This window comes from Stenotrophomonas sp. 364 (genome assembly GCF_009832905.1).
Taxonomy (GTDB): domain Bacteria; phylum Pseudomonadota; class Gammaproteobacteria; order Xanthomonadales; family Xanthomonadaceae; genus Stenotrophomonas; species Stenotrophomonas maltophilia_AP.
Map to the genome: position 1 here is coordinate 3,559,516 of NZ_CP047135.1, position 24,853 is coordinate 3,584,368.

A 24,853-nucleotide genomic window follows, 5' to 3' on the forward strand; every position below is an offset into this window, starting at 1 on the left:
TTTTTTCAAGCCACGGCGCGTGGCGGGAAGATGCGGGTGGGCAGCCATGGAATCAGCGCGATCAACGCGACAGCGACCACGGCAACCAGCAGGTAGAGATCGGCGGCGGTGAGTGCGACCACCTGCGCATGCAGGCGCGCGCCCAGCGACGGCGACGCGGCGGCGTCCAGCCACGGCGCGTTGCCCAGGCGGTCCACCAGCGCGGTGGAATGCAGGTGATTGCGCGCGGTGGTCACCGCCTCAAGGACACCCCCGGCCAGCACGGCGGCAAAGCCCTTGACCGTGTTGAACCAGGCCGAGGCGAACGGGCCATCGGCCGGCGCCAGGCTGCCGGTGGCCAGCAGCAACAACGGCAGCACCGCCATCGGCTGGGCGAAGATCTGCACCAGTTGCAGCAGCACGAAGTTGTCGCGGTTCCAGTCGGTGCCCAGCTGGCTGCCCAGCCAACAGGCCAGCGCCAGCAGCGCCAACCCGGTGGCCTGCACCCAGCGACAGTCCACCCGGCGCTGGTTGAGCAGCGTGGCCACCAACGGCAGTGCCAGCAGCTGCGGAAGGGCCACCCACAGCATCAACGGCGCGGTCTGCAGCGGGCGGTAGCCCTGCACCTGGGCCAGGAAGCTGGAGGGAATCAGGATCACCGCCAGCAGCACGAACAGCACCCCGCCCAGGGTGATCAGCGCGTAAGTGAGGTTGCGGTTGGCCAGCAGCTGCAGCTTGAAGAACGGCAGCGGGTGCGACCATTCGTTGTAGAGGAACAGCAGCAGCAGGCCGCTGCCGCCGCCCAGCAGCGTGCAGATCAGCGGCGAGGCGAACCAGTCCAGCCGCGGCCCCTGCACCAGGCCCAGCACCAGCATCACCAGCGCCGGCAGGCCCAACGCCAGGCCCAACCCGTTGAACTGTGCAAACCGCTCCAGCCGCAGCGGATCCTGCGGCAGGCCCCAGCCAACCATGGCGATGGCCGCGATGCACCACGGCACGATCTGCCAGAACGCCCAGTGCCAGCCCACGTACTCCACCCACAGCGCCGCCATCGGCGTGCCCAGGCTGGGTCCGAACGTGGCGGTCAGTGCGTAGCCGGCCAGCCCGTACAACTTGATGCCCGGTGGCAGGAAGCGCAGCGCCACGCTCATCAGCAGCGGCGGCAACGCGCCGCCGGCCAAGCCCTGCAGCGCGCGCAGGATCATTAAGGAGGGCAGGTCCGGGGCCAGCGGGCAGAGCACGCCCAGCAGCATGAACGCGCCGATCATGCACATCGCGAAACGCCGCAGCGAGAACGTCACCGCGCACCACGGCGCGAATGCCATCGCACTGACCGACATCGCCGTGTACACCGCCACGATCCAGCTGCCCGCATCGACGCTGAAACCCATCGCACCGCGGATGTCGGCCAGCGCGACCTTGGTGACGTTTTCGTTGATGCCCGAGATCAGCACCGCCAGCAGCACGCCGCACAGGCCCACCGCCAGACGCGGGCTCAGCACGGCCTGCGGCGGCGACGTCGGTGCGGCAGGTGCGGCGGCGACCGGCACCGGTGCGCTCAGCGCATTCATCGCTCACCACCGCTAACGGCACGGTGCACGGCATACAGCAGGAACATGGCGACCACTCCACGACGGGGAGCGGCAGTCTAGGCAGTGCGCATGCTGCGGAAAATGCTGTGCCGGCCAATCCTGGAATGCATCAGGCGCACGCCTCGAGCGTCACCCTGCACGCTCCGCCCGCGTCCCCAACTCAGGCCAGGCCTGACTGTGCGTCACACAGGGCCTTGATGCTGCGGCGCAGCCAACGATGCGCCAGATCGCTGTCCAGGCGCGGGTGCCATGCCTGCACCACAACGGCCGTACTGACCGGAATCGGCAGTTCGAACAGCCGCAGCGGCACGCCCAGCCGTTCCAGCCGGCCCAGCATCACGCTTGGCATCTGCGGCAGGATCAGGTCCGAGTCGGCCGCGGCGAAGATCGCCGAATGGAAGGTGGGCATGATCTGCGCCACCCGGCGCTGCAGGCCCTGCGTGGTCAGGTAATCGTCGATCGGCCCATGTGCGCGCCCGCGCCGCGACACGGCGATGTGGTCGTAGGCGACGAACCGCTGCACGGTGATCTCTTCGGCGAACAGCGGATGGTCCTCGCGCGCGGCCCCGAAGAACGAGGTACTGAACAGGTTCTGCACCTTGGTGTCGGCACCGTGCTTGCCAGCGGTGCTGATGTGCAGGTCGATGCGGCCCTGCTGCATGGCATCGTCATCGCCGTCGCCTTCGGGCACGAAGCGCAAGACCGCGCGCGGTGCCTGGGCCTGGAACAGCTCGCGCATGCGACCGCCGTAGGTGCCCACGAACACATCGTTGGCGCGGATGCTGAAGGTGCGCTCCAGGGTCAGCATGTCGACCTCGCGGCCGGCGTTGAACACCAGGTGCGCCTGTTCGATCACCTCACGCACCTGCTCGCGCAGTTGCAGCGCGCGCGGGGTGGGCGCCAGCCCCCGGCCCGAGCGCACCAGCACCGGGTCGCCCACCGCCTCTCGGATGCGCCCCAGGGTGCGGCTCATCGCCGGCGCGCTCAGGTTCATCCGCCGCGCAGCACCTACTACGCTCCCCTCCTCGATCAGCACATCCAGGGCAAGCAGCAGGTTCAGGTCGGGCATGGCGGCGGCGCGTAGGGAGTATGGCAGTCACTTTACGGCATGCCAATTCGAGGATTCGTGCGTTTGACGCAATCCATGCCTGCGGCGCACGGCATGGGTGTGCGCGGTGCTTTGCGCGAGCATCCCCGTCCCCCCTGCGAGATGCCGCATGTTCACCACCATTCTCGTCGCCATCGACAGCGGCCCCCAGCATGCCCACGTGCTGGCACTGGCCGCGTCACTGGCCACCCCGCACACCCGCCTGCATCTGCTGTGCGTGCTGGACCCCGCCTTTGCGCTGGCCGACGATGCGCCGCCTGCCGACCGCACCGAGTACGTGGCCGCCGACGACCAGCACCATCAGGCCGTGCAGCTGCTGACCACCGCGCTGGACCAGCTGCGCGAGCGCGGCATCGATGGGGTGGCCAGCCACCCGGCCGGGGAACCGGCCCAGGTGCTATGCGATTACGCCCGCCAGCACGACTGCGACCTGATTGTCATCGGCCACCGGCATCTTTCCCGGATGGAGCGGCTGTTCGAGCGTTCCGTCGGTCAATGGACCATCGACCACGCCCCCTGCCCGGTGCTGGTCGAGGTCCGCGACGCCGTTCCCTGACACCTTCGCAGGTCACCCATGCCCCACCGCACCCCCGCCTCCCCCACCCGGGTCAGCTACCAGCCGATCGGCCGGCGCTGCAACGCCGTCGAGCAGCGCCTGCTGTGCGCGCTGCGCCGCGTGGCCGACCCCACGACCCGCGACGACGCCGTCGCCCTGCTGGGCGGCCTTGGCCTGGATGCCGATGGCATCGGCGCCTTCACTACGTTGGTGCCGCTGCTGCGCACCGGCCCCGCGCCGATCGAACTGCTGCAACCGGGCTCACCGTTCATTGGCGCCACCGAACTGGACCTGCTGGCCTGCGTGCGCCGATTGTCGCAATGGCGCCATCCGCGCCCGCGTGCACACCACGACGGCGATGCCACGGTGGCGCTGCGCGACCAGCTGGCGCAGTGTGCCCAGGCGGCACGCCAGGCCGACCTCGGCCTGCGCCTCACCACGCTGTCACCGGTGGGCCTGCGCCTGCTCGATCCGGCGGCATGGGTACGCGGCTGACTGGAACGGGGTGTGCCTCTGACGCTGTCAACGCGGCTCGGGCAGCCGGCCTTCCACCACGCGATTGCGGCCGGCGCGCTTGGCGTCGTACAGCGCGGCATCGGTCGCGGCCAGCAACGTGCCGGGGTCGACCGAGGTGATCAGTGCCACGTGCGCCACCCCGATGCTGATGGTGGCACCCACGCTGCCGACCGGGTCGGTGGTGGCCAGGCGCAACCGCTCCACCGCCAGGCGCATGGTCTCGGCCAGGGCCAGCGCGCCGTCGCGGGTCGTGCCTGACACCACTACCGCAAACTCCTCGCCGCCATAGCGGGCCACCACGTCGGTGCCACGGGTAGCGCATCCGGACAGCGCGGTGGCCACGGCACGCAGGCAGGCGTCGCCCAGCGGGTGGCCGAAGCGGTCGTTGAATGCCTTGAAATGATCGATGTCCACCATCAGCAACGCCATGCCCTGGCCGCTGCGCCGCGCGCGGCTCCACTCGGCCTGCAGCGCCTGATCGAACGCGCGGCGGTTGGCCACCCCGGTCAGCGCATCCACCCGCGTCAGCACGTCCAACTGATCCTGGCGCTCCATCGCGCGCACCTGCATCACCACCCCGCGCAGGCCTGAGCCCAGCGTGGCCAACGCAAAGCCGACCACGGCCAAATGCGGGTGTGCCTTCACCATGACCGCTGATACCACCAGCAAGGCCGCCGGCAGGATCAACGGGCTGCCGGCACGTACGGCCAGGGCCAGGCGGCGCGGCGTGGCATCGCCCCGTTCCGGATCATCGCGCAGCGCCATCACTGCCAGCAGCAGGAACGGCAGGTCGATCAGCAGGTCGCTGGGGCCGCCGTAGCTGGCATCGGTGGCGAAGTGGTTGATGTAGAACGCCATCGCCATGTACAGCCATGCGTAGAGGGTCAACGCGCGGAAGAACACCCGTCGCGGTGCGTCCTCGCTGGCCAGGTAGCGCACCAGCGCGAACACGGCGATGAACAGGTTCTCGATGTCGAACATCATGCGCAGGCTGCCAAGGCCCGGCTCGGGTGCATCGCTCAGCGTGGCGAAAGAAAAGGTATGCACGAAGAACATGTAGCCCAGCAGCAATGCCAGCGCGCCGTCGATGAGGATCAGGTACCACGGCTCGTGCCGGGGATGGGCCATGGCGAAGGTCAACGGCACCCCGTACAGCACGTAAAAGAGCATGCTCGCGCCCGGGGTGGCATCCGGCGTGCCCAGCCCGATTTCCTGGTACATGTTCAGGGCCATGCCCCCTGCCCACAACAGCATGCCCACCACGAGCGCGAACCAGCCTACGCGGGCATCGCTTCTGTGCATGCGCCTCAGGCACGCCAGCGCCGCCAACAGCGGCGCACCGATCAGGAACGAAAACGACACCGCCTGCGCATGGCCCGGCACCAGCACCAGGGCCAATCCGTGGCACACGATGTACAACGCCGCCAACACAGCTGCCATGCCATCCCCGCCCGGATGCGATGTGGACCCACGATACCGCCTTTGCCGTGCACCCGCTGCAGCGGCACGCATCACTTCACAGCCCCTGCACGCACGCTGCCGTGGCGCTGCGCTCAGCTGCGCGTCAGCGTTTTCACGACAGCCGTGCACACCGCTACGGCATGGTGCAGGTGAGCCTGCCCTGGAGTATTCAATGCCGCTGCGCCCCACTGCCCCTGTTTCGCTGCTGGTGCTGGCCCTTGCCAGTGCTACGCCCGCATTTGCCCAGCAACCGGCTGCCCTGCCGGCACCGGTTGCCGAGAGCAGCACACCCGCCACCGGTCCGCGCTCGGACCTGCACGCGCAGGTACTGCTGGATCGTGCGCATTTCTCGCCCGGCCAGATCGATGGCCTGACCGGCTCCAACCAGAAGCGCGCGGTGGCCGGCTTCCAGGCCGCTCGCGGCCTCAAGGTCACCGGCGAGCTTGATGACGCCACCTGGCAGGCGCTGCAGCCGGACGCCACCCCGGTGCTGGCGCGCTACACGCTCACCGCCGAGGACGTGGCCGGCCCGTTCGCGCCAATTCCGAAGAAGCCGGCCGAGCAGGCCAAACTGAAGGCGCTTGGTTACGCATCGGTGGAGGAAGCGCTGGGCGAGCGCTTCCACGCGTCGCCCGAGCTGCTGCGCGCACTCAACCCCGGCGTGGACCTGGCCAAGGCCGGCAGCGAGATCCAGGTGCCCAACATCGCACCGGGCACGTTGCCCAAGGCCACCAAACTGGTGATCGACAAATCCGATTCCACGCTGCGCCTGTACGACGCACAGGGCAAGGTCTACGCACAGTTCCCGGTGTCGTCGGGCAGCAAGCACGACCCGCTGCCGATCGGTAAATGGAAGATCCTCGGCATCTCGCGCGAGCCGACCTTCCACTACAACCCCAAGCTGTTCTGGGATGCCAGCAAGAAGGAAAGCAAGGCGCTGCTGCCGCCGGGTCCGAACAACCCGGTGGGCCGGGTCTGGATCGACATATCCAAGCCGCACTACGGCCTGCACGGCACGCCCGAGCCGGGCCACGTGGGCAAGACCGAATCGCACGGCTGCGTGCGCATGACCAACTGGGACGCGCTGCAGGTGGCCGACGCGGTGGATGCATCGGTACCGGTGGTGATGCAGGAGTAACCGGATGAAACTGACCAAGCTGCTGGCACTGGGACTGGTGGTCGGGATCGCCGGCTGGTGGTGGCTGGGCCCGGTGGTGAACGGCCCGGGCACGGGTGCGGGTGCCGATGCAACGCCCGCGATGCCGGTGCCCGCTCCGGCCGACCCGGCCACGTTGGTGGCCTCCAGCCGGGCCGCGCCGACCGCCATGGCCAGCAGTGCGGCCCCGGCAACGCCGCCGGCCCCCTCACCTGCCCCGACGGTGTCCACCCCGGCAGACGGCAGCGCGCTGTTGCTGCCGGTGCAGGGCATCACCGCCGCCCAGCTGCAGGACACCTTCACCGACGCCCGCAGCGAAGGCCGCGTGCACGATGCCATCGACATTCTGGCGCCGGCCGGCACCCCCGTGCTGGCGGTGGCCGATGGCACCATCGAGAAGCTGTTCAACAGCGATCGCGGCGGGCTGACGGTGTACCAGTTCGAACCCGGTGGGCGGTATTGCTACTACTACGCCCACCTTGAGCGCTATGCCGACGGCCTGGCCGAGAAGCAGACCGTCACCCGCGGCCAGGTCATCGGCTACGTCGGCAGCACCGGCAATGCCAGCCCGGAGGCCCCGCACCTGCATTTCGAGATCCATACCCTGGGCCCGGAAAAGCACTGGTGGGAGGGCGCCTCGCTGAATCCCTACCCGGTGCTGCGCGGCGAGCAGCGGCTGCCCTGAGCCCGCCCCGGGGTGCGGCGGCCCGCTTGAACAGCCGCCGATGGCCGGCCCGCCCCGAAGATGCGAAAATCCCTTCCCCTTTCAGGCCGGCGCATTGGCGCCGGCCGCATACCCGAGATTCCGTGAAGACCCCCCAAGGCTTGCAGGCGCTGATCGACGACGGCGTGATCGATGAAGTGTTGCGCCCGCTCAAGAGCGGCAAGGAAGCGGCCGTGTACGTGGTCCGCAGCGGTGATGACGTGCGCTGTGCCAAGGTCTACAAGGACATGGCCCAACGCAGTTTCCAGCAGCGCGTGCAGTACCAGGAAGGCCGCAAGGTGCGCGGCAGCCGTGAAGCGCGTGCGGTAGGCAAGGCCAGCAAGTACGGTCGCAAGCAGCAGGAAACGGCCTGGAAGAACACCGAGGTGGACGCGCTGTACCAGCTGCGCGACGCCGGCGTGCGCGTGCCCGAACCGCATGGCTACTACCACGGCGTGCTGGTGATGGAGCTGGTAACCGACGCCGACGGCTTTTCCGCCGCGCGCCTGGGCGAAGTGGAGCTGGAGGCTGACCAGGCCCGCGACTTCCACCAGACCCTGGTCCGCCAGGTGGTGCGCATGCTGTGCTGCGGGCTGATCCACGGCGATCTGTCGCCGTACAACGTGCTGGTGGGCCCGGACGGGCCGGTGGTGATCGACTTCCCGCAGGTGGTCAGCGCCGGCGGCAACAACGCCGCGCGCAGCATGCTGCTGCGTGACGTCAACAACCTTACTGCCTACCTCGGGCGTTTCGCGCCGGAGCTGCTGGACAGCTGGTACGGCGAGGAGATGTGGGCGTTGTTCGAGGCCGGCGACCTGCTGCCCGACAGCCCGCTCACTGGCACCTTCGTGCATGACGAAACCACCATCGACCTGGACAGCGTGCGCCACGCCATCAACGATGCGCGCGAAGAAGCGCTGATCCGCCAGCAGGGTCGCGAGGCCGCGGAAGAAGACGAGGATTGATCGGGCCGCGGGTGGAGCCCACCCATGGGGCGGCTCTACCGTCGGTGCGCTGATGCTTGCAGCCGACCAACGGTCGGCTCTACCCCACGATCAGGCGTGCAGCGCCTTGGCGTGGTGCGCGATGTGGTCGCCGATGAACGTGCTGATGAAGTAGTAGCTGTGGTCGTACCCCGGCTGCAGGCGCAGCTGCAGCGGGTGGCCGGCGGCGGTGCAGGCGGCCTGCAGCCACTGCGGCTGCAGCTGGGTGTCCAGGAATTCATCGCCACCGCCCTGGTCCACCAGCAGCAGCAGCTTCTCTTCGGCGGTGGCCACCAGTTCGCTGGCGTCCCACGCCGCCCAGGCGCTGCGGTCTTCGCCCAGGTACGCAGTGAACGCCTTCTGGCCCCACGGCACGCGGGTGGGTGCCACGATCGGCGAGAACGCCGACACGCTGCGGTAGCGGCCGGGGTTCTTCAGCGCGATCACCAGCGCACCGTGGCCGCCCATCGAATGCCCGCTGATGCTGCGCGCACCGCTTGCCGGCAGATGCGCTTCCACCAGCGCCGGCAGTTCGTCCACGATGTAGTCGTACATGCGGTAGTGCGCCGCCCACGGCTGCTCGGTGGCGTTGAGATAGAAGCCTGCGCCCTTGCCCAGGTCGTAGCCCTCGGCGTCGGCCACGTCGTCACCGCGCGGGCTGGTGTCCGGGGCCACCATGATCACCCCGTGCTCGGCCGCGTAGCGTTGCGCGCCCGCCTTGGTGATGAAGTTCTGCTCGGTGCAGGTCAGGCCGCTCAACCAATACAGCACCGGCAGTTTGTGCGTAGCCGCCTGCGGTGGCAGGTACACGGCCACCTTCATCTCGCAACCCAGCACCTGCGAGCGGTGCTGGTACACGTCCTGCCAACCGCCGAAGGCGGCGCGATGTTCGATGCGTTCCATGGTAGTTCCTTCAGAGGCGGTCGCGCGCAGGCGCGACGCCGGTGTTGATGTCATGGTCCAGCTGCGCAAGCAGCTGCAGCAAGGGCTCGCATTCGTCCTGGCCATCCAGGTTCCGCCGCGCCGCCACCGCAACCTGGCTCTGCGGCGGCCATTGTCCGTCGCGGCGTGCTTCCTGCAGCCGCGGCAGGAAGACCTGCACCAGCCACTGTTCGAACGGCATCTCGTCGATGCCGAACGGTGAATCGACGTGGCGCGGTGCGCCGACCGGCCCCTGCAACCAGCCGAGCGCACGCAACGCCTGCTCGATCTGGTCGACCAGCGCATCACGCAGCGGCACGGCCGGCACTGGCGGACGCTTCCAGAAGTCGGTCAGTCCCATGGGCCGCTCAGTAATGCACCACCGAGCGGATCGACTTGCCTTCGTGCATCAGCTCGAAGGCCTCGTTGATCTGCTCCAGGTCCATGGTGTGGGTGACGAACGGCGCCAGTTCGATGTCGCCCTTCATGGCGTCTTCGACCATGCCCGGCAGCTGGCTGCGGCCCTTCACGCCGCCGAAGGCGGTGCCCTTCCACGAGCGGCCGGTGACCAGCTGGAACGGACGGGTCGAGATTTCCTGACCGGAGCCGGCCACGCCGATGATCACCGACTGGCCCCAGCCACGGTGCGCGCATTCCAGTGCCGCACGCATCACGTTGACGTTGCCGATGCACTCGAAGGTGTGGTCCACGCCCCAGGTGGTCATCTCCACGATGACCTGCTGGATCGGCTTGTCGAAGTCCTTCGGGTTGACGCAGTCGGTGGCACCGAACTGCTTGGCCAGGTCGAACTTGGACGGGTTGGTGTCGATGGCGAAGATGCGGCCGGCCTTGGCCTGGCGCGCGCCCTGGATCACCGCCAGGCCGATGCCGCCCAGCCCGAACACCGCCACCGAATCGCCTTCCTGCACCTTGGCGGTGTTGTGCACCGCACCGATGCCGGTGGTGACGCCGCAGCCCAGCAGGCACACGTGCTCCGGATTCGCCTCGGGGTTGATCTTGGCCAGCGAGACCTCGGCCACCACGGTGTACTCGCTGAAGGTCGAGCAGCCCATGTAGTGGTAGATCGGCTCGCCGTTGTAGCTGAAGCGGGTGGTGCCATCGGGCATCACGCCCTTGCCCTGCGTGGCGCGTACGGCCACGCACAGGTTGGTCTTGCCCGAGGTACAGAACAGGCACTCACCGCATTCGGCGGTGTACAGCGGAATGACGTGGTCGCCCGGCGCGACGCTGGTGACGCCCTCGCCCACTTCCACCACGATGCCGGCGCCTTCATGGCCCAGCACGGCCGGGAACAGGCCTTCGGGATCATCGCCGGACAGGGTGAACGCATCGGTATGGCAGACACCGGTATGGGTGATCTTGACCAGCACTTCGCCCTTCTTCGGCGGGGCGACGTCGATCTCGACGATCTTCAACGGCTGGCCGGGACCAAACGCTACAGCGGCACGGGATTTCATCGGGAACTCTCCAAGGCAAGGAACAAGACAGGTGCGCGCGCGGTTAGCCGCGCGCTTATTTCAGGTAGGAACGGATCAGCGCGCTCATGTCGCGCACACGCTCGGCGCGCTGCGCATCGGACTGCGCCGGCTGGCCGAATTCTTCACGCAGGTGGGCTTCCATCACTTCGGACATCAACCCGTTGACCGCCCCGCGGATCGCCGCGATCTGCTGCAGCACCGGCCCGCACTCGGCCCCGGCGTCCAGCGCCCGGTCCAGCGCATCGCACTGGCCGCGGATGCGGCGCACACGGGCCAGGACCTTCTTCTTTTCTTCCGGGGAGTGCGGCACGGGCGAATGACCAGAGAACTATACTGGGGGATAGTATACACAACCGCTCGCGCGGGTCACTGCGCGGTTGCTTCGGCGCAGGCCATGGGCTAGAACGGTGCTCCCTCCCGTGAACCGCCCGCATGGACCGCCACGCATTCTGGACCCTCATCGAGCAGGCCCGGCAGGACGCCCCGTCGCCGGACGCCGTGCCCGCGCTGCTGACCCGCCGCCTGGCCGCACAGGACGCCGATGCCATCCTCCGCTGGTGCGGGTATTTCCAGATTTACCATGCCCTGTCATGCAAGAGCCGGTTGTGGGCGGCGGCCTACATCATCACCGACGGCTGCAGCGACGATGGCTTCGATTACTTCCGCGGCTGGCTGATCGGGCAGGGTCAGGCGTGTTTCCTCGGCGCACTGCGCGACCCCGATTCCCTGGCCGGCCATCCGCTGGGCGCCACGCCGGCCGAGGGTGAAGACATGCTCGTGGTGGGCGCCAATGCCTGGTTCCAGCGCAGGGGCATGGCGCCGGACTACGCGGCCCTCGCCGAGGCGATGCGCGCGCACGCGCCGAGTGCAGCCGACCACGCCGCGCTCATGGCCACCATCCACTACGCCGCCGATATCGATGCGCCGTGGGACGACGTCGATGGCGACGTGGAGGCGCTGGTGCCGCGGTTGGCGGCGCGGTTCGGCTGAGCCAGAAACCTCCTACCCTTCGCTGTCGCCCTCGCCAGACGCCTTGCTACGCAACCAGTCGAGCACGTCCCGGTGCAACTCGAGCGCCCGTGCCTCGGTGAGCGTACTCCACAGGCTATGCCGCATGCCGGGCACCTCCACGTAGCGGAAGGTAACGCCCGCCCCCTGCATCGCCGTGGCCAGCTTCCGCGCCGACGCCACCGGCACCGAGCCGTCGCGCTCACCGTGCACCACCAGCAACGGGGCACGCAGATCCCGCAGCACGTTGGCCTCCACCGCATCCAGGCGACCGGCCCAGACCGCGAAGGTGTTGGCCTCGCCCATCCAGTCCTTGCCGGGCACCGGCTCGGCGCGGATGGTGTCCATCCGGGCGCGCGGTTCCTGGCGGCAGGTGGTTGGCGTGCCATTGGCTGCACACACCATGTCCTGCATCGATTCGGCCACCGGGCGGAGGGACGACGGTGACGGTCTTTTCGATGACGGCCAAGGCGAAGGATGCGGGCCGTCCACCTGCCGCTGAAGCCACGCCACGCTGTCGTTGAGCGTGGACGGAATGCACAGCGAGCCATCGATGAAGACCAGCAACGGCACCTTTCCCGCCGACGCAGGCCGGTGCACCTGTACATCCAGAAGGGTTCCGTCCACGCGGGGTACGCTCAGCTACTCATGCAGCGGCGACGCGCTTGCCGCGCCCAGGCACAGCACGCCGACCAGTGCCCAGGTGACACGATGAATCGCGTTGATCATGGTGCTTCCATTGGCGGTGTCATTCCGCTGCGAACGACAGCGCGCGCCGCGCACGGAGCGGCGTTTGCGTGCGCGCGGCGTCGGGCGGAAACAGGCTGATGTAACCGGCAGCGATCGCCCGGTCACGCAGGCGCGTGCCCACGCCCTCGGCTGCGACGATGGCCACATGGGTGACGCGCCCCTGCGGGTCCACGTCCATCTGCCATTCCACCCGTCCCACCCAATCCGCGGGCGGAATGTCCGCGTCGTAGTTGGGGCGGCCGTACACATAGGCGATGGCGGGGTCGCGCATGTACGGTGAATCATCCAGCGTGCGATCCACCCGCACGGTGGCGCTGGCATGGCGTCCATCGCCCAGCCACGTGTCCACCGTCCACTGCCCGGGCGCGCCTGCGTGGCCCAGCTGCGCGGGGAAACACTGCTTGCGGCCGCGATAGTCGGCATGGGTGCTGCGGGACACCTCCGTGCCGGCCGCGTCGCGGATCGCCAGAGTCAGGCCCTGCACATCGGTATCCTGCGCATTCGCCGCGACGCACACCTGGTGCACCGGACCATCTTCCAGAACGAACTGCCGCGTCTGTTGCCGTGCCAACGCCCCCACCGGTGTCTTGGCCCACAGAAATTCGATGTAGATGGCCTCGGTACTTGCGGCCTGGCTGGCCTGCGCCGCCGGGCTTGCCAGCAGCAGTATCGACAGCCCGCACCGGATCGTGCTCATCACTGCGTGTGCGCCGCGCATCTCCACTCCCGTCCGTGGTTGGTGGTCCTGATGATGGCCTGCGTGGCACGACACTGACAACCGATGCCTGTCCGCCCGGCTCAGTCGAACGCACCGGCATCGGCCAGTGTCGCCAGCGCATCCACCACGTAGCGCACCTTCGGGCGCAGGTGCCGGGTCTGCGGCCATAGCGCGTGGATCTCCACATGGTGCTGCATGCACTGGCCCAGCACCTGCTGCAACGCGCCCGTCTGCAGGTGTCGCTTCACCAGGAAGTGCGGCATCTGGCAGATGCCCAGGCCGGCGATGGCCGCCTCGATCACCGCATCGCCATCGTTGAGCTGGTGGGTGCCGCTGGGAATGAAGCGCGCTTGCCCGGCGTCTTCTCCGATCCGCCACGCCACCGGCTGGCCGTACCGATAGCCGACGATGCTGCGATGCGCATGCAGGTCGTCCACGGTGGCGGGCGTGCCGTGCGTGCCCAGGTAGGCCGGCGAGGCACAGGTGATCAACCGCTGGGTGCCCAGCCGTCGCGCGACCAGGTGCTGGGCCTGGTCCAGCCCACCGAAGCGGATCAACAGGTCGATGCCTTCTTCGACCGGGTCCACGAAGTGGTCGGTGAAGGTCATCGTGAGCTGCAGTTCGGGGTGTTCGGCACAGATGCGCAGCAGCACCGGCAGGATCATCAGCCGCCCGAACGAGGACGGCATGTCGATGCGCAGGCGCCCTGCAGGCAGGTGCGAGGCCGAGCCCAGGCACGCCTCGGCCGAGGCGATCTCTTCCAGCGCGGTGGCGCAGGAGGCGAAGTAGGCCTGGCCATCGGCGGTGAGCGAAATGCGCCGGGTGGTGCGATGGAACAGCCGCACGCCCAGCCGCTCTTCCAGCCGCGCGATCGCCTTGCCGACCGCCGAGCGCGAGATCCCCAGGGTCTCCGCCGCTTCGGTGAAGGTGCCCGAGCGCGCCGTGGTGACGAAGGTGACGAGCCCGTTCAACGATTCCACCGGCAGCATCACCGCGCTCCATTGGGGACACAATGTCCCACTTGCTGGGAAATTGAAGTCCTTTATGCGCCTCCAGGTCAACCCTATCTTGAAGGGGTCGCGCCGCTGGCGCCCCCTTCCCCACGAGTTCCGCCTTATGACCGCCCTGCTCTTCCAGCCCTACGACCTCGCCGGTACCCCCCTGCGCAACCGCATCGCGATGGCGCCGATGACCCGCGCACGCAACCCCGGCACCGTGGCCAACGCCCTCACCGCGCAGTACTACCGGCAGCGCGCCAGTGCCGGGCTGATCATCAGCGAAGGCACCCCGGTGTCGGCGCAGGGCCAGGGCTACATCGACGTGCCGGGCATGTGGTCGGCCGAACAGGTGGAAGGTTGGAAGCACGTCACCGCGGCCGTGCATGCCGAGCACGGCGCGATCTTCGCCCAGCTCTGGCACGTGGGCCGCATGTCGCACGCCTCGCTGCAGCCCGACGGCGGCCAGCCGGTCAGCGCGGGCACCCGCCCGGTGGCCAGCAACCCGAAGAACACCTCGTTCGTGTACCACGAAGATGGCAGCCGGGGCCACGCCGATCCGACCCCGCCGCGCGCGCTGCGCACCGACGAACTGCCCGGCATCGTGGACGACTTCGCGCGCGCGGCCGACAACGCGATCGCCGCCGGTTTCGATGGCATCGAACTGCACGCGGCCAACGGCTACCTGTTCGAACAGTTCCTCAACCCGGTCACCAATGATCGCACCGACGGGTACGGAGGCACGCTGCAGAACCGCGCGCGTCTGATCCTGGAGACCGTCGATGCGATGGCGGCGCGGATCGGGGCGCACCGCGTCGGCGTGCGGCTGGCACCGAACAACCTGCAGTTCGACATGCCCGAGTACGTCGGCAACGAAGCGGCCTACCTGTACCTGGCGCAGGAACTGGGCAAGCGCGGCCTGGCCTACGTGCACCTCAACGACAACCACGCGCGCGGTGTGTCGGTGCTGAGCGAGGCGTTCCTGCGCACGTTCAAGCAGAGCTACGGCGGCACCCTGATCCTGGCCGGCAGCCTCACCCGCGAGCGCGCGCTGCGGCTGGTGGACGAGGGCATCATCGACCTGGCCGCGTTCGGCCAGCCGTTCATTGCCAACCCGGATCTGGTGGCGCGGCTGGAGAACGACGTGGCATTGGCGGTGCCGGATCGGGCCACGTATTACGGCGGTGGGGTGGAGGGGTATACCGATTACCCGGTTGCCCGCTGATCGTGGGGCCGGCGCGGGCGTGGTGATTCCGTGGGTGCGGGCAGCCACCCGTGGGGTGGCTCTACCGCCCGCCGCGCGCGGTTATCGCAGCAGCAGGCCGCGCCATGGGTTGGGTACGTCGCCCATCAGGGCCACCACCGCCTGGTCCAGTTGCCCGGTGGCGGCCAGGGTCGCCACCGGGTGCGCGCGCAGGTGTGGCGGCAACGTCGGCGGCACCCGTCCGGCATCCAGCGCCAGCAGATGGTCGGCTAGCTGGCGGAAGTCCGCGTCAGTGAGTGCGGCAGGCTCTGGCATGGCCGCTGTCATGCCTGCACGTAGGGAATGCGCTCGTTGATGCGCTCGAACCCGATTACCTCGCGGATCAGCGCATCGGCCTGATCTTCGTGCAGTGCGCCGTTGGCGATGGCCTCGGTTTGCCCGAACCACGTCTCCAGTGCCTGCACCTGGTCGGCACGCAGCCACGCGCGGTGCGTGTCCAGCCAACGCTGCAGGTTGTCGGCCAGCGCGCCGTCGTCCAGCAGCGAATCCTCCAGGTCCAGCACCGACTCCACCATCTTGCGGAACAGGAAGTCCTGGTAGTTCGCGGCCAGCAGGTCGGCGCGGTCGTCGTCGTGCCAGACCAGCAGCACCGGCGGTTCGGCAAAGCCCGGTGCGTTGGTCCAGAAACAGTACACATCGCCGGCACCGGTCTCGGCAAACGGCAGCAGCTGCATGTCCGCGCGCAGCGGGTTGTAGTGGTCGGCGGCGGTCAGGTCCGACCACGCCTCGTGCAGCCGCTCGCGCGCGATCGGCTCGTAGTCGTAGGCATACAGCAGCACCGGCGGTGCGGCCTGCAGGGCCGGAAACACGACCTTGAACCACTCCGGGTGCGGGCCACCAAAGCCCAGCCGGTCCTCGGCGTCCAGCTGCCGGTAGAGCGGCGGGAAGACTTGGCCGGTGGCCTGTTCGATATCGGAAAGCGTGTGCATGCGGAATCCATGAAGCTGAAGAAGGACGCGCTCAGCGCGCGTTGTAACGATAAACCACGCTGGACGAAGAAGGGCTTGCAATCGACTCCCCGGACACAGCGACCACCGGCAGTGCATACCTGCCATCGCGCATCACGCCGGCATTCTCGAAGCGCGCATGGAATGCGTGCGCCTGCGCGGCTAGGCGGCGGTGTCGCGCACCATGTCCACGAACGCGCGCAGCGCCGACGACATCTGCCGTTGCCGCGGGTAATACAGCACGAAGCCGGGGAATGGTTCGCTCCAGTCCTCCAGCACTGCCACCAGGCGGCCATCGTTCAGGAACGGGCGCGCGGCGTCTTCCAGCACGTAGGCCAGGCCAAGCCCGTCGATCACGGCCTGCAGGATGGTGTGCTGGTCGCCCAGGGTGAGCCGGCCGGGTACGTCCACCTCCAGCTCCTGGCCGTCGCGTTCGAACTGCCACTTGTACAGATGGCCACTGGCGAAACGGAAGCGCACGCACTCATGCTGCGCCAGTTCGCGCGGATGCGCTGGAACGCCGCGGCGCTGCAGGTAGGACGGCGCGCCCACGATCAGGCCGCGCAACGGCGGGCCCAGCGGCACCGCCACCATGTCTTCGGGCACCGACTCGTGCAGGCGCACGCCGGCATCGAAACCCTTGGCGACGATATCCACCAGCCCATCGTCCTGCGCCAGTTCAATGCGCACATCCGCATGGGCCTGCAGGAACCGCGCCAGACGCGGGCCCAGCTGGGTCTGCACGGCGGCGCGGGTGGCATTGATGCGCAGCAGCCCGGCCGGGGCGGCGCGGAAGTGATTCATTTCCTCCAGCGCGTCATGTACCTGATCCAATGCCGGCTGCAGCCGTTCGAGCAGGCGCTGGCCGGCCTCGGTGAGGGCCACGCTGCGGGTGGTGCGATGGAACAGGCCCACCCCCAGCCGCTCTTCCAGCGCGCGGATCGCATAGCTCACCGCCGAGGTGGACAGGGCCAGCTCGGCACCGGCCTTGCGGAAGCTGCGGTGGCGGGCCACGGCCGCGAAGGCGGCCAGATGGGTCAAATTATCAGTGGCCATGATTATCCCGTTTCACTTGATGAATCATGCCGATATCCTGACTTTTTGTGCACGGGATCGGGGCGTATTGTAAAGCGCCTTTCTACAAACCTGCCAAGGATTCCCCATGTCCCTCGCCCATGGTTATGCGGTGCACGACCAGACCGCCCCGCTGGTGCCGTTCTCCTTCGAACGTCGCCCGGTCGCCGCTGGCGACGTCCGCATCCAGATTCTGTACAGCGGCATCTGCCACTCCGACCTGCACCAGGCCCGCGACGACTGGGGCAACTCGAAGTTCCCGATGGTGCCGGGCCACGAGATCATCGGCCGGGTGACCGAAGTCGGCGCCGGTGTCACCGCCTTCAAGGTCGGCGACTTCGCCGGCGTCGGCTGCATGGTCGACTCGTGCCGCCATTGCGCGGCCTGTGACGAGTCGCTGGAGCAGTACTGCGAGAAGGGCGCCACCTTCACCTACAACAGCACCGAACGCGACACCGGCCAGCCCACCTTCGGCGGTTACTCGGACCACATCGTGGTCGAGCAGCGCTTCGTGGTGAAGGTGTCCGAGAAGCTCGACCTGAAGGCCGCCGCGCCGCTGCTGTGTGCCGGCATCACCACCTACTCGCCGCTGCGCCACTGGAAGGTGGGCCCCGGCCAGAAGGTAGGCATCATCGGCCTGGGTGGCCTGGGCCACATGGGCGTGAAGTTCGCCAAGGCGATGGGCGCCACGGTGGTGATGATCACCACCACTCCCGAAAAGGGCGCCGATGCTAAGCGCCTGGGCGCCGATGAAGTGCTGGTCTCGCGCGATCCTGCGCAGATGCAGGCCCACGCCGGCAGCTTCGACTTCCTGCTCAACACCATCCCGGTGAGCCACGACACCAACCCGTACATGGGCCTGCTCAAGCGCGACGCCACCATGTGCCTGGTCGGCGTGCTGACCGAACTGGACCCGCCGCTGATGGGCGCTGCGATGATGTTCGGCCGCAAGCACATCACCGGTTCGGCGATCGGTGGCATGGCCGAAACCCAGGAAATGATGGACTTCTGTGCCGAACACAACATCGTCAGCGACGTGGAAGTGATCGACATCAAGACCGTCAACGAAGCCTGGGAGCGCATGGCGAAGAACGACGTGCGCTACCGCTTCGTGATCGACATGGCCACGCTGGAAAAGGCGGCCTGATCCTTCCGCACGGCATGAAAAAACCCCGGCAATGCCGGGGTTTTTTTTCAGCTGTACGCGTGTGGTCGGGCAGTCCAGGCACCGCATGGAACCTGTTGTGTATTCGCCCGGGTCTGTCGCGAGCGTGAGGGCCGCGTAGCAGCCGGTAGACCCCTGGCGCAAATGTCCCCCGGCCGCGGGCGGCCTCCTCCTTTATTTTGCCCAGGAGCCTACCGGCTGCTACGGGGCTCGGCTTGCGGTAAGGAGGGGAAGCCAGTTTTTTCTGGCGCTGTCGGTGGGTCGGGCGCTGGGCGCCCATGCCCTTGGAGGCAAAATAAAGGAGGAGGAGGTGGCCGCAGGCCGACGCCGGGGGACATTTGCCGGAAAGGGCGTGGGCGCCCAGCGCCCGACCCACCGACTACCGCTTTATCCCACTCAGTACGCAAATTCCTTGAACACCGGATCGATGTTGCCGCCCCACTCGCCGTGGAACAGCGCCAGCTTGCGGTCGGCCGGGGTCAGCCCGGAATCGACGATCTCCTGCAGCACGTCCAGGAACTTGCTTTCGTCCTGGCCATCGGCGTTGCGCGCGGCGCGGCGCTTGAGGCCGGCCACGGCGATCTTCAGCGCCTCGCGCGACAGGTCCAGCACGGTGCCGTTGCGGAACGGCAGCTTCAACCCATGCTTCGGCACGCCGTCGCGCAGGACATTGCGCTCGACCAGGCTGAAATCACGCACCAGGTCCCAGGCCGCATCCAGTGCGGCATCGTCGTACAGCAGGCCCACCCAGAACGCCGGCAATGCACACAGGCGGCTCCACGGGCCGGCATCGGCACCGCGCATTTCTAGGTACTTTTTTAGCCGCACTTCGGGGAAGGCGGTGGTCATGTGGTCCGACCAGTCGCGCAGCGTGGGCAGCTGGCCCGGCAGCACCGGCAGCTTGCCGACCATGAAATCGCGGAAGCTCTGGCCGCTGGCATCGTTGTACTTGCCATCGCGGTAGGAGAAGTACATCGGCACGTCGAGCAGGTAGTCGACGTAGCGCTCGTAGCCGAAGCCGTCTTCGAACACGAAGTCGAGCATGCCGGTGCGGTCGTTGTCGGTATCGGTCCAGATGTGCGAGCGGTAGCTCTGGTAGCCGTTCGGCGCGCCTTCGGTGAAGGGCGAATCGGCGAACAGCGCGGTGGCGATCGGCTGCAACGCCAGCGACACGCGGAACTTCTTCACCATGTCCGCTTCGGTGGCGTAGTCCAGGTTGACCTGCACCGTGCAGGTGCGGGTCATCATGTCCAGGCCCAGCGTGCCGACCTTGGGCATGTACTCGCGCATGATCTTGTAGCGCCCCTTGGGCATCCACGGCATTTCATCGCGGGCCCACTTGGGCTGGAAGCCCATGCCCAGGAAACCCAGCTGCAGTTCGCCGGCCACCTGCGCCACTTCATTGAGGTGGGTGCCGGTTTCCACGCAGGTCTGGTGAATGGTTTCCACCGCCGCGCCGGACAGTTCCAGCTGCCCGGCCGGTTCCAGCGTCACCGAAGCGTTGTCGCGCAGCAGCGCGATGGTGCGGCCGTCTTCCTGCACCGGATCCCAGCCGAAGCGGGTCAGGCCGTTGAGCAGGGCTTCGATGCCGCGGTCGCCGTCGAAGGTGGGCGGGCGCAGGTCGTCCAGGCGGAAGCCGAACTTCTCGTGTTCGGTGCCGATGCGCCACTGCGCCTTGGGCTTTTCGCCGGAGGCCAACGTGGCGACCAGTTCATTTCGGTCGGTGATCGGCGTCTCGGCGACGTGGCTGGGGCTCGACAAGGGGAGGCTCGCAGGATTCTGGTCAGGGCGGGGATGTGGGGTTGCAGCCCCCGCATCGCAAGGGCGCACTATATCGTGGCGTCCCCCACCGTCGCGTCACCGTGACGGTTTTCAGCATCCTATGAAAATGGGCTTGACCGGGCCGCAGCGCCGTTGCGACGCATTTCGCCCCGCGCGGCGGGCGCGCCCTACACTGCCCCCATGAGCCGATCCCGACACCCCGAAGTACATCGCTCCGACCGCGCGGGCTGGCTGCGGGCCGCCGTGCTGGGCGCCAATGACGGCATCGTCTCGGTGGCCGGGCTGGTGGTCGGCATTGCCGCCAGCGGTGCCAGTGCCACCACGATACTGGCCACCGGCATCGCCGGCACCGTGGCCGGGGCCATGTCGATGGCGGCCGGCGAGTATGTGTCGGTGCAGTCGCAGGTCGATACCGAGCATGCCGACCTGGCGGTGGAGAAACGCGAGCTGCATGAAGACCCGCACAGCGAGCTGGAGGAACTGGCGGCCATTTACCGGCAGCGCGGCCTGACCCCCGACCTGGCCCACCAGGTGGCGGTGCAGTTGACCGCCCATGATGCCCTGGCCGCGCATGCGCGCGACGAGCTGGGCATCACCGAAGAACTGCGCGCACGCCCGCTGCAGGCCGCGATGGCCTCGGCCGGTGCCTTCATCTGCGGCGCGGCGCTGCCGGTGCTGACCGCACTGCTGGCCCCGCATGTGTACGTTGCACAGGTCACCACCGCCGCCACCCTGGTCGGCCTCGGCCTCACCGGTGCGATGGCCGCGCGTGCCGGGGGCGCATCGCCCCTGCGCGGCGCGGTGCGGGTAATGTTCTGGGGCGCACTGGCGGTGGCGGCCGCAGCACTCATCGGCCAGTTGTTCGATACTGCGCACTGATGAACGCCCTCCTCCACCCGACCTCGCTGCTGGACGACATGGCCAGCCTGGCCACCTGCGCGCGCGCCGAGGGCTACGCCTGCGTCACCGCGCGCCGCGAACACGGGGCCTCGTCGGTGGACATCCCGCAGCCGCAGTTCGCGATCCTGCTGCAGGGCCGCAAGCAGGTGACCTGTGGCACGCATTCGCTGACGCTCATGCCCGGCGACCTGTTCCTGGTCACCCGGCGCTGCCGGATCGACGTGGTCAACATTCCCGATCCGCACAGCGGCGTGTACCTCAGCGCGATCGTGCCGCTGTGCAGCGAGGCGCTGGCCGCCGCGCGCGTGCTCTGGAACGAACCGCTACCCGATGCCGGCGACGCGCTGGCGCGGTTGTCGCTGGACGACCACGGCGACACGCTGCGTCAATGGCGCCACGCGCTGGAACACGCGCGCTACACCGAGGCCCGGCTCGCGCTGGCCGCGCTGGTGCTGGCGTTCTGCCGGCGCGGCCACGGCAGCCTGCTGGTGCCTCCCGAGCCGAGCCTGGGCGAGCGCATCCGTGACCTGATCGCCGCACAGCCCGAACGCGACTGGCAATCGCGCGACTTCGAAGCGCAGCTGGGGCTGAGTGGTGCGACGCTGCGGCGGCGGCTGGCCAGCGAGCAGGCCAGCGTGCGTGCGCTGATCGTCGATGCACGCCTGGCGCACGCGATGAACCTGCTGTACACCACGCAGCTGCCGTTGAAGACCGTGGCCGCGCGCGTGGGCTACCGCTCGCTGGGCAGCTTCAACAAGCGCTTTGCCGCGCGCTATGGGCTGGAGCCGGGGGCAATCGGCAACAGTTGAGCCGGCGAGCGGATCACGGCGCATTCTGAGCAGTACGCGGCGACGTCCGCGCGCAGCATGGAGACACCGCGGCACCGCCGCCTTGCGTAGACCCTGCCATGCCGCTTCCCCGCGTTCGCTCACTTGCCGCTGCCCTGTTGCTGGCCACGGCCACCGGCCCGGCGCTGGCCACCACCACGCACACGCCCTCGGCACAGGTGCCCGGCGTCTACCACCAGCAGATCGGCACGCTGCAGGTCACCGCGCTGTTCGACGGCACCGTGGCACTGGGCCGGCAGGAACTGACCGGGATCGATGCCGGTGCAGTGACCCGGCTGCTCGACCACCGGTATGTGCCCGAAGACGGCAAGGGCCTGCAGACCGCAGTCAACGCCTACCTGGTGCAGCGGGGCAACCACCTGACCTTGGTGGATACCGGCACCGCCACCTGCTTCGGGCCCGGCCTGGGCCAGGTGCTGGGCAACCTGCGCGCAGCCGGTTACGACCCGGCCGAGGTGGACGACGTGCTGCTCACCCATGCCCACCCGGACCACTTGTGCGGGCTGCTGGATGCGCAGGACAAGGTCGCCTACCCCAATGCCACGGTCTGGTTGTCGGCCGCCGACGCGGCGTATTGGCTGGACCCGGCCAGCGAAGCCACCGCGCCGCAGGGCGTGCGCTTTGCCTTCGCGCTGGCGCGCAAGGCGGTGGCGCCCTACGAGGCCGCGGGCAAGCTGCGCCGTTTCAGCCCAGGCCAGGTGCTTCCGGCGGGGGTGACCGCGCTGGACAGCCATGGGCATACGCCGGGCCATGTGTCCTGGAAGCTGGACACCGGCAACGGCCCGTCGCTGCTGGTGTGGGGCGACATCGTGCATTTCCACGCGGTGCAGTTCGCCCAGCCCCAGGCGGCCTACGAGGCCGACAGCGAACGCACGGCCGCCGTCGCCAGCCGCCGCGCGATGATGGCGCAGGCCGCGGACGGGGGCTGGTGGGTGGCCGGTGCGCACCTGCCGTTCCCGGGGCTGGGCCACGTGCGGCGCGAGGGCGAGGCGTTTGCGTGGGTGCCGGGCGAGTTTGCGCCGTTGCCGGGCCGTTGACCCTGGGGTGCGCGGCATTCGTTGGCGGGCCGCGAGCTGACCGGGTAGTGGCGGCCGCTGGCCGGCTCCTCTTTCGGCCGGATCTATCGGGAGCCGGCCAGCGGCCGGCACTACCGGAATCCGCGCACCGTTACCGGGCCAGCCAGGGGCCGGAATTACCGGAATGCGTGCGCCGTTGGCCGGTAACCCGGCCCACGGTCACGGGGCCGCACGGTATTACGCGGTTTCGGGGGCCGGCTTGTTCAGGCCCAGCCAGCCGCCGATGATGCCGCGGGCTTCGTCCACGCCCTGGCGGGCCGGACCGGAGAAGGTCTGCACGCTGACGGTGTCGCCGAACGAGGACTGCAGTTCCTTGCGCACCTTCTGCAGGGCAATGCCCTGCTGGCCACGGCCCAGCTTGTCGGCCTTGGTCAGCAGCGCGTGCGCGGGCAGGCCGCGCTGCACCGCATAGGCCAGCATCTGGCGGTCGTAGTCCTTCAGCGGGTGACGGATGTCCATCACCACCACCAGGCCACGCAGCGCCTCGCGGGTACGGAAGTACTGGTCGATGAAGGCCTGCCAGTGGGCCTGCAGGTCCAGCGGCACCTTGGCGTAGCCGTACCCGGGCAGATCGACCAGCTTGGCCTCCGGGGTGACTTCGAAGAACACCAGCTGCTGGGTGCGGCCGGGAGTCTTGGAGACCCGGGCCAGGCTGTTCTGGCGGGTCAGGGCGTTGAGGGCGCTGGATTTGCCGGCGTTGGAGCGCCCGGCAAAGGCAACTTCGGCCCCGACATCCTCCGGCAATTGCCGGGTGTTGTGGGCCGAAAGCAGATAGTGGGCACGTTCGAGGAGCAATGACATGCCCATAGGATCGCATGTCCGGGCCGGATCCGCGCTGCCGCGGCCGGTTTTGCTGCACCCTGCGTTGACCGTGGCGTGAAAGCGCATGGATAATCGGGCGATCCCCGCGGGTGCACCCTGCACCTGCCAGGCCGGTCCACACGGAGCTTCCGCATGCGCCACGCTCGCGTTCTTGCCGTTTCCGCTGTTGCTGTATCGCTGCTGGCCGCTGTCGCGGTCGCCCAGACCTCGATCACGCCCCTGCCTGACAACGGGCCGATCAAGACCGCGTCGCTGGAGGTCGATTTCAGCAAGACCACCTGGGGGGATGCCAAGGCCGGCCAGGCCAAGGCGGCCGCCTGCGCGGCCTGCCACTCGGCCGATGGCAACTCCACCGTGGAGATGTATCCCAGCATCGCCGGGCAGAGCGAACGCTATACCGCCCAGCAGATGGCCTTGATCGCCAACGGGCAGCGCACCTCCGGGGCCTCGGCGGCGATGGTGCCGTTCGTGCAGGACCTCACCCCGCAGGACATGCGCGACATCGGGGCGTATTTCGCAACGCAGAAGGCCAGCGCCGGGCTTGCCGACGATGGCCTGGTGGGCGAAGGTCCGTACGCCGGCAAGAAGTTCTACGAGATCGGGCAGCAGCTGTATCGCGGGGGCGATGCCGAACGCGGCATCCCGGCGTGCATGGCCTGCCACGGTCCCACCGGCGCCGGCAACCCGGGCCCGGCCTACCCGCATATCGGCGGGCAGCATGCGGCCTACGTGGCGCGGCGGCTGCAGGAGTATCAGGCCGGCACCACCCAGGAAACCGACAAGGCACACTTCCAGATCATGGCCACCATTGCAAAGCAGCTGACCGAGCAGGAGATCCAAGCCCTGGGCAGCTACCTGCAGGGCCTGCACAACCGCGCCGACGATGTCGCCTCGGCCACCCCCGCACAACCGGCGAAGGCCCCGTAAAGACCGCTCGGCGGCGCAATGGCCGCCCCGCCCCCGTGGCGGGTTATGTTCACCGCCACGCCGGCACTGGGCCGGCGTTGTTTTTTCCGATGGAGATGGATGT

The 24,853-nt window shown here is 68.4% G+C and carries 27 protein-coding genes; 12 read left to right on the forward strand and 15 right to left on the reverse strand.

Translation table 11 applies throughout. The features are described from left to right. Window positions 1–5: 5 nt before the first annotated feature. Both GQ674_RS16025 and GQ674_RS16030 read right to left on the reverse strand, forming a co-directional pair. Window positions 6–1,550: an MFS transporter gene (locus GQ674_RS16025; RefSeq protein WP_159497867.1), complete on the reverse strand. Its 1,545-nt coding sequence runs from the start codon at window positions 1,548–1,550 to the stop codon at window positions 6–8. Between the two features lie 181 nt (window positions 1,551–1,731). Beyond that, complete coding sequence (locus tag GQ674_RS16030; RefSeq protein ID WP_159497868.1) at window positions 1,732–2,640, reverse strand: LysR family transcriptional regulator; 909 nt, start codon at window positions 2,638–2,640, stop codon at window positions 1,732–1,734. Window positions 2,641–2,788: 148 nt separating this feature from the next. On the opposite strand from GQ674_RS16030, the gene GQ674_RS16035 reads away from it, so the two are divergent. Both GQ674_RS16035 and GQ674_RS16040 read left to right on the forward strand, forming a co-directional pair. Then, entirely contained in the window at window positions 2,789–3,235 is a 447-nt protein-coding gene (locus GQ674_RS16035; protein ID WP_159497869.1) for a universal stress protein, read from the forward strand. An 18-nt stretch (window positions 3,236–3,253) separates the two neighbouring features. Further along, window positions 3,254–3,730, forward strand: a complete 477-nt coding sequence (locus GQ674_RS16040) for a hypothetical protein (protein WP_159497870.1) — start codon at window positions 3,254–3,256, stop codon at window positions 3,728–3,730. Window positions 3,731–3,757: 27 nt separating this feature from the next. On the opposite strand, the gene GQ674_RS16045 is transcribed toward GQ674_RS16040, so the two are convergent. Continuing rightward, entirely contained in the window at window positions 3,758–5,191 is a 1,434-nt protein-coding gene (locus GQ674_RS16045) for a GGDEF domain-containing protein (RefSeq protein WP_159497871.1), read from the reverse strand. A gap of 193 nt (window positions 5,192–5,384) precedes the next feature. Here GQ674_RS16045 and GQ674_RS16050 point away from each other — a divergent pair, with 193 nt between their 5' ends. The 3 genes from GQ674_RS16050 to GQ674_RS16060 all read left to right on the forward strand — a co-directional run bounded on the left by GQ674_RS16050 (window position 5,385) and on the right by GQ674_RS16060 (window position 8,036). After that, window positions 5,385–6,350: a L,D-transpeptidase gene (locus GQ674_RS16050; RefSeq protein ID WP_159497872.1), complete on the forward strand. Its 966-nt coding sequence runs from the start codon at window positions 5,385–5,387 to the stop codon at window positions 6,348–6,350. A gap of 4 nt (window positions 6,351–6,354) precedes the next feature. Then, window positions 6,355–7,053: a M23 family metallopeptidase gene (locus GQ674_RS16055; protein WP_159497873.1), complete on the forward strand. Its 699-nt coding sequence runs from the start codon at window positions 6,355–6,357 to the stop codon at window positions 7,051–7,053. Window positions 7,054–7,175: 122 nt separating this feature from the next. Further along, window positions 7,176–8,036 (forward strand): PA4780 family RIO1-like protein kinase, encoded by an 861-nt coding sequence (locus GQ674_RS16060; protein WP_038686301.1) that lies wholly within the window; start codon window positions 7,176–7,178, stop codon window positions 8,034–8,036. 90 nt (window positions 8,037–8,126) lie between these two features. Here the strand turns inward: GQ674_RS16060 and fghA are convergent, their stop codons facing one another. From fghA to GQ674_RS16080, 4 genes are read right to left on the reverse strand one after another with little or no spacing between them, the layout of a single operon-like run. Further along, window positions 8,127–8,957: an S-formylglutathione hydrolase gene (gene fghA / locus GQ674_RS16065; RefSeq protein WP_159497874.1), complete on the reverse strand. Its 831-nt coding sequence runs from the start codon at window positions 8,955–8,957 to the stop codon at window positions 8,127–8,129. A gap of 10 nt (window positions 8,958–8,967) precedes the next feature. Then, window positions 8,968–9,336, reverse strand: coding sequence for a YqcC family protein (locus GQ674_RS16070; RefSeq protein WP_159497875.1), 369 nt, complete (start codon window positions 9,334–9,336; stop codon window positions 8,968–8,970). A 7-nt stretch (window positions 9,337–9,343) separates the two neighbouring features. Beyond that, the gene (locus GQ674_RS16075) at window positions 9,344–10,453 is read right to left on the reverse strand and encodes an S-(hydroxymethyl)glutathione dehydrogenase/class III alcohol dehydrogenase (RefSeq protein WP_137190334.1); all 1,110 of its coding nucleotides are present in this window, start codon (window positions 10,451–10,453) and stop codon (window positions 9,344–9,346) included. A 55-nt stretch (window positions 10,454–10,508) separates the two neighbouring features. Beyond that, complete coding sequence (locus tag GQ674_RS16080; RefSeq protein ID WP_038691827.1) at window positions 10,509–10,784, reverse strand: metal/formaldehyde-sensitive transcriptional repressor; 276 nt, start codon at window positions 10,782–10,784, stop codon at window positions 10,509–10,511. A 122-nt stretch (window positions 10,785–10,906) separates the two neighbouring features. Between GQ674_RS16080 and GQ674_RS16085 the strand changes: the two genes are divergently transcribed. Continuing rightward, complete coding sequence (locus tag GQ674_RS16085) at window positions 10,907–11,464, forward strand: DUF4240 domain-containing protein (protein ID WP_159497876.1); 558 nt, start codon at window positions 10,907–10,909, stop codon at window positions 11,462–11,464. A gap of 12 nt (window positions 11,465–11,476) precedes the next feature. On the opposite strand, the gene GQ674_RS16090 is transcribed toward GQ674_RS16085, so the two are convergent. From GQ674_RS16090 to GQ674_RS16100, 3 genes are all read right to left on the reverse strand, one after another. Then, a complete protein-coding gene (locus GQ674_RS16090; protein ID WP_159497877.1) occupies window positions 11,477–12,109 on the reverse strand; it encodes a prolyl oligopeptidase family serine peptidase in 633 nt (210 codons plus the stop codon). 121 nt (window positions 12,110–12,230) lie between these two features. After that, entirely contained in the window at window positions 12,231–12,950 is a 720-nt protein-coding gene (locus GQ674_RS21655; RefSeq protein WP_236546104.1) for a hypothetical protein, read from the reverse strand. An 80-nt stretch (window positions 12,951–13,030) separates the two neighbouring features. Continuing rightward, the gene (locus GQ674_RS16100) at window positions 13,031–13,939 is read right to left on the reverse strand and encodes a LysR substrate-binding domain-containing protein (protein WP_159497878.1); all 909 of its coding nucleotides are present in this window, start codon (window positions 13,937–13,939) and stop codon (window positions 13,031–13,033) included. Between the two features lie 127 nt (window positions 13,940–14,066). Here GQ674_RS16100 and GQ674_RS16105 point away from each other — a divergent pair, with 127 nt between their 5' ends. Beyond that, window positions 14,067–15,170, forward strand: coding sequence for an alkene reductase (locus GQ674_RS16105; protein ID WP_159497879.1), 1,104 nt, complete (start codon window positions 14,067–14,069; stop codon window positions 15,168–15,170). Between the two features lie 81 nt (window positions 15,171–15,251). Here GQ674_RS16105 and GQ674_RS16110 read toward each other — a convergent pair whose 3' ends face one another. The 3 genes from GQ674_RS16110 to GQ674_RS16120 form a co-directional block, all read right to left on the reverse strand. Next, entirely contained in the window at window positions 15,252–15,464 is a 213-nt protein-coding gene (locus GQ674_RS16110) for a hypothetical protein (RefSeq protein WP_159497880.1), read from the reverse strand. 8 nt (window positions 15,465–15,472) lie between these two features. After that, the gene (locus GQ674_RS16115; protein WP_159497881.1) at window positions 15,473–16,138 is read right to left on the reverse strand and encodes an SMI1/KNR4 family protein; all 666 of its coding nucleotides are present in this window, start codon (window positions 16,136–16,138) and stop codon (window positions 15,473–15,475) included. A 180-nt stretch (window positions 16,139–16,318) separates the two neighbouring features. Further along, window positions 16,319–17,212 (reverse strand): LysR family transcriptional regulator, encoded by an 894-nt coding sequence (locus tag GQ674_RS16120; RefSeq protein ID WP_159497882.1) that lies wholly within the window; start codon window positions 17,210–17,212, stop codon window positions 16,319–16,321. A 106-nt stretch (window positions 17,213–17,318) separates the two neighbouring features. On the opposite strand from GQ674_RS16120, the gene GQ674_RS16125 reads away from it, so the two are divergent. Continuing rightward, a complete protein-coding gene (locus GQ674_RS16125; protein WP_159497883.1) occupies window positions 17,319–18,377 on the forward strand; it encodes an NAD(P)-dependent alcohol dehydrogenase in 1,059 nt (352 codons plus the stop codon). 414 nt (window positions 18,378–18,791) lie between these two features. Here GQ674_RS16125 and GQ674_RS16130 read toward each other — a convergent pair whose 3' ends face one another. Then, entirely contained in the window at window positions 18,792–20,156 is a 1,365-nt protein-coding gene (locus GQ674_RS16130; protein WP_159497884.1) for a glutamate--cysteine ligase, read from the reverse strand. 201 nt (window positions 20,157–20,357) lie between these two features. Here GQ674_RS16130 and GQ674_RS16135 point away from each other — a divergent pair, with 201 nt between their 5' ends. The 3 genes from GQ674_RS16135 (at window position 20,358) to GQ674_RS16145 (ending at window position 22,962) form a co-directional block, all read left to right on the forward strand. Further along, a complete protein-coding gene (locus GQ674_RS16135; RefSeq protein WP_159497885.1) occupies window positions 20,358–21,056 on the forward strand; it encodes a VIT family protein in 699 nt (232 codons plus the stop codon). Further along, a complete protein-coding gene (locus tag GQ674_RS16140; protein WP_159497886.1) occupies window positions 21,056–21,886 on the forward strand; it encodes a helix-turn-helix domain-containing protein in 831 nt (276 codons plus the stop codon). Before GQ674_RS16135 ends, GQ674_RS16140 begins: the two co-directional genes overlap by 1 nt. 98 nt (window positions 21,887–21,984) lie before the next feature. Beyond that, window positions 21,985–22,962 (forward strand): MBL fold metallo-hydrolase, encoded by a 978-nt coding sequence (locus GQ674_RS16145; RefSeq protein WP_159497887.1) that lies wholly within the window; start codon window positions 21,985–21,987, stop codon window positions 22,960–22,962. 216 nt (window positions 22,963–23,178) lie between these two features. Here GQ674_RS16145 and yihA read toward each other — a convergent pair whose 3' ends face one another. Further along, a complete protein-coding gene (yihA, locus tag GQ674_RS16150) occupies window positions 23,179–23,802 on the reverse strand; it encodes a ribosome biogenesis GTP-binding protein YihA/YsxC (RefSeq protein WP_038686269.1) in 624 nt (207 codons plus the stop codon). 153 nt (window positions 23,803–23,955) lie between these two features. Here yihA and GQ674_RS16155 point away from each other — a divergent pair, with 153 nt between their 5' ends. Then, window positions 23,956–24,750, forward strand: coding sequence for a c-type cytochrome (locus tag GQ674_RS16155; RefSeq protein WP_159497888.1), 795 nt, complete (start codon window positions 23,956–23,958; stop codon window positions 24,748–24,750). The last annotated feature ends 103 nt before the right edge of the window (window positions 24,751–24,853 follow it).

What these genes read in the sequence shown, in the direction of transcription:
- GQ674_RS16115 (WP_159497881.1), bottom strand. Translation starts at nt 16,138, where the DNA reads ATGCACACGCTTTCCGATATCGAACAGGCCACCGGCCAAGTCTTCCCG.
- GQ674_RS16055 (WP_159497873.1), top strand. Translation starts at nt 6,355, where the DNA reads ATGAAACTGACCAAGCTGCTGGCACTGGGACTGGTGGTCGGGATCGCC.
- GQ674_RS16085 (WP_159497876.1), top strand. Translation starts at nt 10,907, where the DNA reads ATGGACCGCCACGCATTCTGGACCCTCATCGAGCAGGCCCGGCAGGAC.
- GQ674_RS16155 (WP_159497888.1), top strand. Translation starts at nt 23,956, where the DNA reads ATGCGCCACGCTCGCGTTCTTGCCGTTTCCGCTGTTGCTGTATCGCTG.
- GQ674_RS16105 (WP_159497879.1), top strand. Translation starts at nt 14,067, where the DNA reads ATGACCGCCCTGCTCTTCCAGCCCTACGACCTCGCCGGTACCCCCCTG.
- yihA (WP_038686269.1), bottom strand. Translation starts at nt 23,802, where the DNA reads ATGTCATTGCTCCTCGAACGTGCCCACTATCTGCTTTCGGCCCACAAC.
- GQ674_RS16125 (WP_159497883.1), top strand. Translation starts at nt 17,319, where the DNA reads ATGTCCCTCGCCCATGGTTATGCGGTGCACGACCAGACCGCCCCGCTG.
- GQ674_RS16070 (WP_159497875.1), bottom strand. Translation starts at nt 9,336, where the DNA reads ATGGGACTGACCGACTTCTGGAAGCGTCCGCCAGTGCCGGCCGTGCCG.
- GQ674_RS16140 (WP_159497886.1), top strand. Translation starts at nt 21,056, where the DNA reads ATGAACGCCCTCCTCCACCCGACCTCGCTGCTGGACGACATGGCCAGC.
- fghA (WP_159497874.1), bottom strand. Translation starts at nt 8,957, where the DNA reads ATGGAACGCATCGAACATCGCGCCGCCTTCGGCGGTTGGCAGGACGTG.
- GQ674_RS16050 (WP_159497872.1), top strand. Translation starts at nt 5,385, where the DNA reads ATGCCGCTGCGCCCCACTGCCCCTGTTTCGCTGCTGGTGCTGGCCCTT.
- GQ674_RS16135 (WP_159497885.1), top strand. Translation starts at nt 20,358, where the DNA reads ATGAGCCGATCCCGACACCCCGAAGTACATCGCTCCGACCGCGCGGGC.
- GQ674_RS16045 (WP_159497871.1), bottom strand. Translation starts at nt 5,191, where the DNA reads ATGGCAGCTGTGTTGGCGGCGTTGTACATCGTGTGCCACGGATTGGCC.
- GQ674_RS16145 (WP_159497887.1), top strand. Translation starts at nt 21,985, where the DNA reads ATGCCGCTTCCCCGCGTTCGCTCACTTGCCGCTGCCCTGTTGCTGGCC.
- GQ674_RS16075 (WP_137190334.1), bottom strand. Translation starts at nt 10,453, where the DNA reads ATGAAATCCCGTGCCGCTGTAGCGTTTGGTCCCGGCCAGCCGTTGAAG.
- GQ674_RS16040 (WP_159497870.1), top strand. Translation starts at nt 3,254, where the DNA reads ATGCCCCACCGCACCCCCGCCTCCCCCACCCGGGTCAGCTACCAGCCG.
- GQ674_RS16035 (WP_159497869.1), top strand. Translation starts at nt 2,789, where the DNA reads ATGTTCACCACCATTCTCGTCGCCATCGACAGCGGCCCCCAGCATGCC.
- GQ674_RS16025 (WP_159497867.1), bottom strand. Translation starts at nt 1,550, where the DNA reads ATGAATGCGCTGAGCGCACCGGTGCCGGTCGCCGCCGCACCTGCCGCA.
- GQ674_RS16110 (WP_159497880.1), bottom strand. Translation starts at nt 15,464, where the DNA reads ATGCCAGAGCCTGCCGCACTCACTGACGCGGACTTCCGCCAGCTAGCC.
- GQ674_RS16100 (WP_159497878.1), bottom strand. Translation starts at nt 13,939, where the DNA reads ATGCTGCCGGTGGAATCGTTGAACGGGCTCGTCACCTTCGTCACCACG.
- GQ674_RS16120 (WP_159497882.1), bottom strand. Translation starts at nt 17,212, where the DNA reads ATGGCCACTGATAATTTGACCCATCTGGCCGCCTTCGCGGCCGTGGCC.
- GQ674_RS16030 (WP_159497868.1), bottom strand. Translation starts at nt 2,640, where the DNA reads ATGCCCGACCTGAACCTGCTGCTTGCCCTGGATGTGCTGATCGAGGAG.
- GQ674_RS21655 (WP_236546104.1), bottom strand. Translation starts at nt 12,950, where the DNA reads ATGCGCGGCGCACACGCAGTGATGAGCACGATCCGGTGCGGGCTGTCG.